This is a genomic window from uncultured Winogradskyella sp., assembly GCF_963975125.1.
In the GTDB taxonomy this organism is placed as follows: Bacteria; Bacteroidota; Bacteroidia; order Flavobacteriales; family Flavobacteriaceae; genus Winogradskyella.
In genome coordinates, this window is sequence record NZ_CAXBGB010000044.1 from 16,965 (window position 1) to 27,060 (window position 10,096).

Consider the following 10,096-nt stretch of genomic DNA (forward strand, 5'->3'; position numbering starts at 1 on the left):
TATATTTCGGCATTTGTTACTATCTTTAACGTCCTTATAAAAATAATTGATACATGTCAGAGAATGATAACCAGCTAAAAGCAGACGGAAAAAACGAAGTAGAATCTCAAGAAACTACTCCTACACAAGATGCAACATTGAAAGTTGAGATTGAAACTAAAGTTAACGTTGAAACTGAAGCTAAAAAGGAAACTATTAAAACTGATAGTGAAATTGAAAAAATTGAAGTTAAAACCGAACCTAAAACGAATGTAGTTGAAGCAGAAACTGAAATAGCTTTGGAAGAAACTGCTGAAGTAGAAGTTGAGACAGACGAAAGTAAAAAAACAGAAGAAGACGAAACTAAGACTAAAACAGCTGCTGAAGATCATGTTGATGAGATTGAAGCATCAAATGCAGAAGATGCCGAGGATGAATCAAATGCAGAGCGTCATGAATTAGAAGACAAAGACTACCACGTCATGTCTATAGATCGGCTGGTTACTGAATTTAATACGCTATTGAAACATCATAAAATTCAGACAATTTCTAAGCATGTAAATGAGATTAAAGGTGAATTCAATTCAAAATTTAGTGCACTACTAGATGAGAAAAAGGAAGAATTTGTTAATGATGGTGGTAACGAAATAGATTTTTACTATACCAACGATACTAAAAAATTATTCAATACGCTATATAAAGAATACAAACAATCTATAAATGCGTATTACAAGGAGCGTGAGCAAAACCTCAAGCAAAACCTTGAAAGCAGATTGGAAATTATTGAAAATATTAAAGGCTTGCTTAATGTTGAAGAGAACATGGGCACTACCTATAAAACCTTTAAAGAACTACAAGAAAAATGGCGTAATGCTGGTCCGATTCCGAGAGACAAATACAATAATGCTTGGAATACTTATCACCATCATGTAGAACGTTTTTACGACTTCTTGCATCTCAATAATGATTTACGAGATATGGACTTTAAGCACAACTATGAGCAGAAATTAAAAATCATAGAGCGTGCTGAAGAATTAGCAAAAGACGAAAATACCAATCGTTCGTTTAGAGAACTACAAGTATTACACAAACTTTGGAAAGAAGAACTCGGCCCTGTTGGTAAAGAACATAGAGAGCAAATATGGGAACGCTTTAGTAAATCGACTAAGACCATACATGATAAGCGCCAAGCTTATTATGCAGATATGGACAAGGCTCACGAAAAAAATCTTGAGCGAAAAGAAGAGATAATAGCACAAATAAATGCCGTTAATGAAGACGCTACAAATACTCATAGTGCTTGGCAGAAAAAGATAAAGACGATTGAAAAATTGCGTCAAGATTTTTTTAATGCTGGCAAAGTGCCTTTAAAAGTTAACGAAGCAACTTGGGCTAAATTTAAAGATGCGGTTAGAACCTTCAATCGAGGTAAAAATCATTTTTACAAAGATTTAAAGAAAGACCAATACGAAAATCTTAAAAAGAAAAAGGATTTAATAAAGGTTGCCGAAGACAATAAAGACAATGACGACTTTGCGACTGTAACACCATTGATGAAGAAAATTCAGAATGAATGGAAAAAAATTGGACATGTGCCAAGACGCGATAGCGATAAAATCTGGAAGCAATTTAAAGGTGCTTGTAATCATTATTTTGATAAAATGCATGCCGAGCGTAAAGCTAAAGACCAGCACTTATATGATGCCTTTGATAAGAAGGTGAAGCTCTTAGAAGGTTTAAAAAAATTAGAATTAACAGAAGATCCAAAAGCTGATATAAAAACACTTCAGGCTAAAATTTCTGATTGGAAAGAAATAGGTTATGTACCACAAAACAAGCGTTACATCGATGGCAAATTCTACAAAGCCATTGATGATGTGTTTGATAAGCTAAAAATGGATAAATCGAAACTAGAGATGGTAAAGTTTGAAAGCAAGCTTGAAAATTTAGCCAATCCAGAGGATACAAGACTACTAGATAACGAGCAAAACTTTATCCGTAAAAAAATTGATGAGGTAAAATCTGAAATTAATCAATTAGAGAATAACCTTCAGTTTTTCTCTAATGTAAAATCGGATAATCCACTAGTTAAAGATGTTCATAAAAACATAGAAAGCCACAAAAAACAATTGGACACCTGGAAAGCTAAGCTGTCTAAGGTTCGTGGGATGTATACTTAATTATATTATTCTAGAATGAGACTCTCGATAACAACATAATTAAACTAGAAACTACACAAAATCAAAACCCATCTGCTATCTACAGATGGGTTTTGCCCTAACTAAACTAAACTAAATTAACCTTAATTACAACCGCTTATAATAATAATTAAGATCTCCTACTAAGATTATAAAAACGTTTTTTGTTTCTATATATATTATTTACGTAGGGAAATTGAGTTTGGATTTTTGAAAACTAAAATTTTAGAAAATTTTAAGATTTAACTATTATAATGATTTGTCAGTCATTCTCCAACAGAATCTAAAAACAGATAATTGTAAATCAAATAAAACATTTATTTCTATACCGTTGTTGGTGTTTACTCTAACCAAAATTAAGATATTGAAAATTTAATAACTCAACAAACTTAATGAGTTGTTATTCTGAATTCGTTTCAGAAGCTATAAAAGCTAGAAAGAGATTCCTGCCTTCTCAGTAATGTGATTAAAGCGACTTGGCTTCTTCCCAAAACACATCCATCTCTGAAAGGGACATATCTTTCAGGGATTTGTTTAAACCTTTAGCTTTACTTTCGAGATACTGAAAGCGTTTTATAAACTTTTTATTTGTACGCTCTAATGCATTTTCAGGATTTACTTTAAGGAAACGAGCGTAGTTTATCATAGAAAATAAAACATCACCAAATTCACTTTCAATAGCATTTGTATCTCCTTTTGCTATTTCAACTTTAAGTTCAGCCAGCTCTTCCTCAACTTTTTCGAATACTTGTTCTGGTTGCTCCCAATCAAAACCAACACCAGAAACTTTATCTTGTATGCGATTGGCTTTTACCATTGCTGGCAGGCTTTTTGGCACACCTTCAAGAACACTATTTTTACCTTCTTTCAGTTTTAGCTGTTCCCAATTACGCTTTACCTCTTCTTCATCTTTAACAATAACATCTCCATAGATATGTGGATGACGATCAACTAATTTATTACAAATACTATTACAAACATCTGTAATATCAAAATCGTTGGTTTCGCTACCAATTTTAGCGTAGAATACAATGTGAAGTAATACATCTCCCAATTCTTTTTTAACCTCGTCTAAATCATTATCTAAGATAGCATCACCAAGTTCGTAAACTTCCTCAATGGTTAAATGACGTAAAGATTCTAAGGTTTGCTTTTTATCCCACGGACATTGCTCTCGCAACTCATCCATAATAATTAACAAACGTTCAAAGGCTTTTAATTGAGCTGTTTTATCAGACATAGATTCAATATCATTTATGGTTTAAATTACCACAATTTAGAAAAGAAACAGTTATAACTTTTAAAGTAATTGGTCAGTTCGAGTGAATCTTGGGGTTGATTATGAGTAAAATTTGCATCTAGAATTGAAATTTTCAAATTTATACTGTTCTCGATACGATTCTTCGTATCTCAAAATCACTCAAACTGACGTTAGAATACTTTTAAAAAAAATTATTCTTCCTCGTCAGAAGTATCTGTATTATCATCTTCAGCTTCAAGTGTATCTAAAAGATTGTTCTTTTGAAGTAAGTTATACCACTGCACAACTTTTTTGATATCTGAAGGATACACACGATCTTCATCATAATCTGGCAATACTTCGAAGAAAAATTCTTCCAAAGTATCCTTTCCATCCTTGTGACTAATCAATGTTGGCTGTCCATTTTCTTTATCCTTTACTTTTTTAAGTACTTTTCTTAAAGGCACTTCTTCTGTTAAAGTATAAATGGCGATTTCGCTTAAAATGCTAATGTTGCTATGTGCACCAACAGTAATACGTTTTTTATCAATTAAAGATTCTACAACAGCACCTGTTCTTGTCTGTGTTACAATTTGGAATAATCCAGGTTTACCGGAAATGGACAAAATTTTATCTAAACTCATATTATATTTTAGTTTTCAAAATTTCAATACAGCAATCTTATTTTTGTTAGGCTGAGTAAAGTCGAAGCCATAACTTTAATTGAAATTACATTTAGACTGCATTCTATGTAATAGTCTTATTTTTTTAAAATTCTGAAGTTCATATTGTTCTAACGTTTTTTGCTCATTGCAGGAAAACGCATTTTATAATCTATTTTAATCTTACCTTTTGAAATATTAATGAGCTTACCTTTTATTAAACGCTTTTTAAATGATGATAGTTTATCAGTAAATAAAATGCCTTCAATATGGTCATATTCATGTTGAATGACTCTTGCTATTAGTCCGTCGTATTCTTCTACATGCGTTTCAAAATTTTCATCTTGATACTGAATTTTAATCTTTGGTTGTCTAAAAACGTCTTCCCTTACATCTGGAATACTTAAACAACCTTCGTTAAAAGCCCATTCATCTCCTTCTTCTTCTAAAATCTGAGCATTAATGAACGTCTTTTTGAAACCCTTCATTTGCTCTTTTTCTTTTTCAGAAAGCTCTTCATCTTCTGCAAATGGCTCTGTATCCACTAAGAACAAACGAATTGGCAACCCTATCTGTGGTGCCGCCAAACCAACACCAAACGCACCATACATAGTTTCGTACATGTTTTCTATAAGCGCATTTAGTTTAGGGAAATCTTTATCAATTTCCTTAGCCTTTTTCTTTAAAACAACATCGCCATAAGCAACGATTGGTAAAATCATAATTCGTTTATTTTCGGATGCAAAAATACAATTCTTATTTAAAAATTAGAAGTCAAATAGCTTTGTAAAATAAGTGTAGCACTAATTTCATCAATTAAAGCTTTATTCTGACGTTGTTTTTTCTTTAAACCGCTATCAATCATAGTTTGAAATGCCATTTTTGAAGTAAAGCGTTCGTCAACACGTACAACAGGAATATTAGGAATTATTTTAGCCAACTGTACTAAAAATTTCTGAATATAGACCTCACTTTCAGAAGCTGTGTTATCCATTTGCTTTGGTAAGCCAACTACAAATTTTTCAACTTTTTCAGAATCAATATAATTCTTCAAAAACACAAGGAGTTCTTTGGTATCAACTGTTGTAAGACCAGATGCTATAATTTGCATTTCGTCAGTCACAGCTAATCCTGTTCGTTTTGTTCCGTAGTCTATGGCTAAAATTCGTCCCATGATTTGCAAAGATAATGCAATACCAATTCTAATCTAAATTAAGATTAATAAAAAACGTCTCTTAATAAAAAGAAGCGTTTTTAAATTAATTAAGTTATAATTTTGCTATCCTCTATAAATAAATCATGTTAACTACTTTTAAGACACAACACTATTCTATTAGCTACAAATTTCTTACAGATTTTTCTAAAAAAACTCCTCAATCTTAAAGGGAGAGTAGTTTTCGAAATTAGCTATTATTTAAATTCTTAGACATACTTATTAGAAATAAATTATCGTCATATAATTACTTATAAGATACTACTCTATTTAATAGGTCACAATTTTTTTAAAATATTTTTTGATGGCCAGTTATGAGCTTATCTTTACGGTTAAATATTTACCTTTTAATATGACACATTTACAATCTATTATAGAGAATGCCTGGAACGATCGTTCGCAACTAAAAAATGAAGAAACTATTAATGCTATTCGTAGTGTTATTGATCTTATTGATTCTGGTAGCTTACGAGTTGCAGAACCTATTGAAGATGGTTGGCAAGTAAACGAATGGGTTAAAAAGGCTGTGGTTTTGTATTTCCCTATTCAGAAAATGGAAACTTTTGAAGTTGGCATTTTCGAATATCACGATAAAATTCCACTAAAACGAGGTTATGCAGAAAAAGGAATTAGAGTTGTTCCTCATGCTGTAGCTCGACATGGAGCATATATTTCTTCTGGTACAATTTTAATGCCTAGCTATGTAAATATTGGAGCGTATATAGGTGAAGGTACAATGGTAGATACATGGGCTACGGTTGGAAGCTGTGCACAAATTGGTAAGAATGTGCATCTTTCTGGTGGTGTTGGTATTGGTGGTGTTTTAGAACCTTTACAAGCGGCACCTGTAATTATTGAAGATGGTGCGTTTATAGGTAGTCGTTGTATAGTTGTTGAAGGTGTCCGAGTTGAAAAAGAAGCAGTTTTAGGCGCAAATGTTGTTTTAACAATGAGTACAAAAATAATTGATGTTACTGGCGACGAACCTATTGAGACTAAAGGTGTTGTACCAGCGCGTTCTGTTGTAATTCCAGGAAGTTATACGAAAAAGTTTAAGGCAGGTGAATTTCAGGTTCCTTGCGCTTTAATAATAGGAAAACGTAAAGAAAGTACAAATAAGAAAACCTCTTTAAATGATGCTTTACGTGAATATGATGTGGCTGTTTAATTTTTTAATGTAGATTATGAATAATGAGCCAAAATTAGATTTGAAACATTTTTTAAGTCATACACACATGTATGTTTATCCTCTAAATTTTGACAATGTTGCAAATTATTTAAATGGTTATGAACATGGAATTAATAATAAGGACATTACTTCTAATCTAAAACAATTCGTAATTAAAAATCATAGTGTTAATTCTAGTAGTGATGGATGGATTGGTCAAATGAAGAGACTTTCTAATAGATTAAATCAAACACCTTTAGAAACATTCAAAGAAGTTGTTTCGAATTTGATTGAAAAAACAAATACTTAAACTTTGAAAATCTTAATCATCCAACAAAAAATGATAGGTGATGTTTTAGCAACAAGCATTTTGTTTGAAGCTATAAAACACAAATATCCTAATGCCCAATTGCATTATGTCCTTAACTCGCATACATATCCTGTTGTTGAAGGAAATCCTTTTATAGATCAATTTCACTTTTTTACACCAGAGCACGAAAAGAGTAAGCGAAAATTATTTCAGTTTGCTAAGCAGCTAATAAGTGAAAATTATGATGTTGTTATTGATGTGTATTCTAAATTTTCTAGTAATATCATAAGTTACTATTCTAATGCAAAGACAAAGATTTCTAAATACAAACACTATACTGCATTTATCTATTCTCATACATATAGAGACGCTAAAGTGACAAAAACAAATGCTGGCTTAGCAATTGAAAATAGATTGCAACTTTTACAGCCTTTAGAAATAGATAGCTCCAATATCATAAATCCAAAAATATATCTAACCACAGCCGAAAAAACTAATGCAAAACAGTTTTTAGAATCAAACGGAATTAATTTAAAAATCCCTCTTTTTATGATTGGTGTTTTGGGCAGTGGCATCAATAAAACCTATCCTTTTGAGTACATGGCAAAAGTGATTGACAACATTGTTTCTAAGCAACCCAAAAGTCAGGTATTATTCAATTATATTCCTAATCAAGAAGCAGATGCCAGAGCCATTTTAGAGCTATGTACACCTGAAACTAAAAAGCACATTTTCTTTACAGTCTTTGGAAAAAGTCTCCGAGATTTTTTAGCCATAACATCACATTGTACAGCTTTAATTGGTAATGAAGGTGGCGCTACAAATATGGCAAAAGCATTACAGATACCAACCTTCACTATTTTCTCTCCTTGGATAAAAAAAGAAGCATGGAATATGTTTGATGATGACAACAAGCATGTTTCTGTTCATCTAAAAGATTTTAATCCAAATCTGTATGAAAGTTTATCAAAAAAGGAAATGAAACGCGATGCTCTAAAACTATATAAAGAATTTAAACCTGAATTTTTTATGTCTCAATTAAAAGGATATTTAAATCAGTTTTAAAGTTTCACAATCCCAAAAGGCGTTTTTGTAAGTTTATCATTTTTTGTAGTTGCTCTTATCTTTAGATTCCTCTCAATCATCTCAGGTTTTACGTAACCTCTTTCGTGATCGAGATGCAAGCAAATTGCACTATATCTTACTTGCTTCGCGTTTAAACCTGCATTAAACAAGCGCTCACCTAGTTCTCTATCTTCACCTCCATATTGCATGCGCTCATCATAACCATTAGCATCAATGATATCTGTTTTATATCCAGAAGCATTATGTCCATTCCAAGTTGCAGTAGTTGGAGTCAATGCATTTAAAAGTTTTTGTTTTAAGCCTTTAGCTGTAATCTTATTGTTTTTAAACGAGGATTTAAGCCCATGGGTTTTTAACCAATCTATATCAAAACAACGTTGTGTTTTAATATCATCTTCAGATATAAGCTTACTGATATCCATTGGTAATTTAAAATAACCACCAGATAAAAAATAACCAATTTCGCGCTTATTTATATGCACTTGCAAAAAATCGTTTCTTGCCATACAGTCTCCATCTGTATAAACCAAGTAATTACCTTTACTTGCAACTGTTGCCTTATTTAGGATGATCGTTTTTTGAAATCCGTTATCCTCATGCCAAATATGTTGAATAGGAAAATTTACTTTTTCTCTAATAGACGTAATCAATTCTGCAGTTTCATTATTAGAGCCATCATCAGCAATGACAACTTCAAAATTTTGATAGGTTTGCACATCAAAACTCCACAGCACTTTTTCTAACCATTTCGGATTATTGTAAGTACTTATGATTACGGAAGTGTCTATAGGTTGCATTGGTTCAAAAATAGTTATTTTTACCAAATATGTCCGTACAAATGATTAAGCTTTCTGCTGTTATTATTACATACAATGAGGAGCGCAACATTGAAAAATGCCTTCAATCTTTAGTAAATGTTGCAGACGAGATTGTGGTTGTAGATTCGTTCTCTTCGGATAAGACCAAATCTATTTGCTTACAATACAATGTAAAGTTCATCGAACAAAAATTCTTAGGTTATATAGAACAGAAGAATTTTGCATTAACCCAAGCCAGCTATGACCATGTGGTCTCTTTAGATGGTGATGAGTCTTTATCTGAAACACTTCAAAAATCAATAATAGAATTAAAGTCTAATTGGAAATTTGATGGCTATTACTGTAATCGTCTTAACAATTTTTGTGGCCAATGGATAAAACATTCTGATTGGTACCCAAATAAAAAACTTCGTGTTTTTAATAAAACCAAAGCTAATTGGGCAGGAATCAATCCACACGACCATATTGAATTAAATCATATCGCATCTAAAATTGGTCATTTAAAAGGTGATATTCTGCATAAAACGTATCAGAGTTTTTCAGAGTTTAACCAAAAGACGGAATATTTCTCAACTATTGCTGCCAAGGCCTATTTTGATAATGGTAAAAAAGCACCAATCTGGAAAGTTATTTTTAATTCAACTTGGGCATTTTTTAAAGCTTACTTTTTAAGATTAGGATTCTTAGATGGGTTTAATGGATTGGTAATTTGCGTTCAGACCGCAAATATTACGTTTTTGAAGTATTCGAAATTAAGAGAACTTTATAAAAAATAGTGAAAACTAACTTTTAGATTTCCAGAATTTTAGCTTATTCTTAATGCGACGTCGTCTCCAATAACGTCTTTGAAAATCCTGCGTATTATTCCACATTAAATTAAAAACAGTTTCATAAGATTCATTACTGCATTTAGCATACTCCTCGCTCATCACTTTAATTAAAGACTTATGCGTCGTCAGCTTTGCGAAATTTTTAATACGCGCTTCTAAATCCATAGGTTTAAATTCCATTCGGTTTAAATCTACCAAATAAAATTCATAATCGTCATCAACTTTTTTAATCAAAGTGTTTCCTGGAGAGTGATCTAAAAACTTCACTTGTTTTTGGTGTAGATTGTATGTAAACCTTGTGAATGCTCTTAAAATAGCTTCATGATTTGGATAATTAAAATCCTTAGTCAATTCTCTATAGGTTAAGTCGCACTCTAATTGCTCTGAAACATAATAGCTTTTATTGAATAAAAACAAAGACTTATACTCATAATATGCTATGGGTTGTGGAGTTCCAATATCTAAACTTTGAAGTTGTTTTGCGTATTCAAAAGAACGTTGCGCTTTACTTTTTCTTAAAAAACGATAAGCCAATTGATTAATAACATTAGGAACTCTAAAAGACTTAACATTTAGTGTTTTGTCTTCAAGC

The 10,096-nt window shown here is 31.7% G+C and carries 11 protein-coding genes; 5 read left to right on the top strand and 6 right to left on the bottom strand.

The annotated features are described in order from the left end of the window. The first annotated feature begins 53 nt into the window (after positions 1 to 53). Positions 54 to 2,159 carry a DUF349 domain-containing protein gene (locus tag AAC053_RS08120; RefSeq protein WP_339755165.1) on the top strand — a complete coding sequence of 702 codons (2,106 nt, stop codon included), beginning with the start codon at positions 54 to 56 and terminating at the stop codon, positions 2,157 to 2,159. A 484-nt stretch (positions 2,160 to 2,643) separates the two neighbouring features. On the opposite strand, the gene mazG is transcribed toward AAC053_RS08120, so the two are convergent. The 4 genes from mazG to ruvX all read right to left on the bottom strand — a co-directional run bounded on the left by mazG (position 2,644) and on the right by ruvX (position 5,253). Then, a complete protein-coding gene (gene mazG / locus AAC053_RS08125; protein WP_339755168.1) occupies positions 2,644 to 3,417 on the bottom strand; it encodes a nucleoside triphosphate pyrophosphohydrolase in 774 nt (257 codons plus the stop codon). A gap of 212 nt (positions 3,418 to 3,629) precedes the next feature. After that, on the bottom strand, positions 3,630 to 4,061 hold the full coding sequence (locus AAC053_RS08130; protein ID WP_339755171.1) for a DUF5606 domain-containing protein: 432 nt from the start codon (positions 4,059 to 4,061) through the stop codon (positions 3,630 to 3,632). 149 nt (positions 4,062 to 4,210) lie between these two features. Further along, a complete protein-coding gene (gene def, locus AAC053_RS08135) occupies positions 4,211 to 4,801 on the bottom strand; it encodes a peptide deformylase (protein WP_339755173.1) in 591 nt (196 codons plus the stop codon). A gap of 38 nt (positions 4,802 to 4,839) precedes the next feature. Continuing rightward, positions 4,840 to 5,253: a Holliday junction resolvase RuvX gene (ruvX, locus tag AAC053_RS08140; RefSeq protein WP_339755175.1), complete on the bottom strand. Its 414-nt coding sequence runs from the start codon at positions 5,251 to 5,253 to the stop codon at positions 4,840 to 4,842. Positions 5,254 to 5,644: 391 nt separating this feature from the next. Here ruvX and AAC053_RS08145 point away from each other — a divergent pair, with 391 nt between their 5' ends. Genes AAC053_RS08145 through AAC053_RS08155 form a run of 3 tightly spaced genes read left to right on the top strand, consistent with a single transcriptional unit; the run spans position 5,645 to position 7,835 of the window. After that, positions 5,645 to 6,460 carry a 2,3,4,5-tetrahydropyridine-2,6-dicarboxylate N-succinyltransferase gene (locus tag AAC053_RS08145; RefSeq protein WP_339755177.1) on the top strand — a complete coding sequence of 272 codons (816 nt, stop codon included), beginning with the start codon at positions 5,645 to 5,647 and terminating at the stop codon, positions 6,458 to 6,460. 16 nt (positions 6,461 to 6,476) lie between these two features. Beyond that, on the top strand, positions 6,477 to 6,770 hold the full coding sequence (locus tag AAC053_RS08150) for a hypothetical protein (protein ID WP_339755179.1): 294 nt from the start codon (positions 6,477 to 6,479) through the stop codon (positions 6,768 to 6,770). Positions 6,771 to 6,773: 3 nt separating this feature from the next. Further along, positions 6,774 to 7,835, top strand: a complete 1,062-nt coding sequence (locus tag AAC053_RS08155) for a glycosyltransferase family 9 protein (RefSeq protein ID WP_339755182.1) — start codon at positions 6,774 to 6,776, stop codon at positions 7,833 to 7,835. Here the strand turns inward: AAC053_RS08155 and AAC053_RS08160 are convergent. Beyond that, on the bottom strand, positions 7,832 to 8,653 hold the full coding sequence (locus tag AAC053_RS08160; RefSeq protein WP_339755185.1) for a glycosyltransferase family 2 protein: 822 nt from the start codon (positions 8,651 to 8,653) through the stop codon (positions 7,832 to 7,834). The genes AAC053_RS08155 and AAC053_RS08160 overlap by 4 nt on opposite strands. Before the next feature lie 29 nt (positions 8,654 to 8,682). Here AAC053_RS08160 and AAC053_RS08165 point away from each other — a divergent pair, with 29 nt between their 5' ends. After that, positions 8,683 to 9,450, top strand: coding sequence for a glycosyltransferase family 2 protein (locus AAC053_RS08165; RefSeq protein WP_339755188.1), 768 nt, complete (start codon positions 8,683 to 8,685; stop codon positions 9,448 to 9,450). A gap of 6 nt (positions 9,451 to 9,456) precedes the next feature. Here AAC053_RS08165 and AAC053_RS08170 read toward each other — a convergent pair. After that, a partial coding sequence (locus AAC053_RS08170) for a lipopolysaccharide kinase InaA family protein (RefSeq protein WP_339755192.1) occupies positions 9,457 to 10,096 on the bottom strand: 640 nt, incomplete at its 5' end.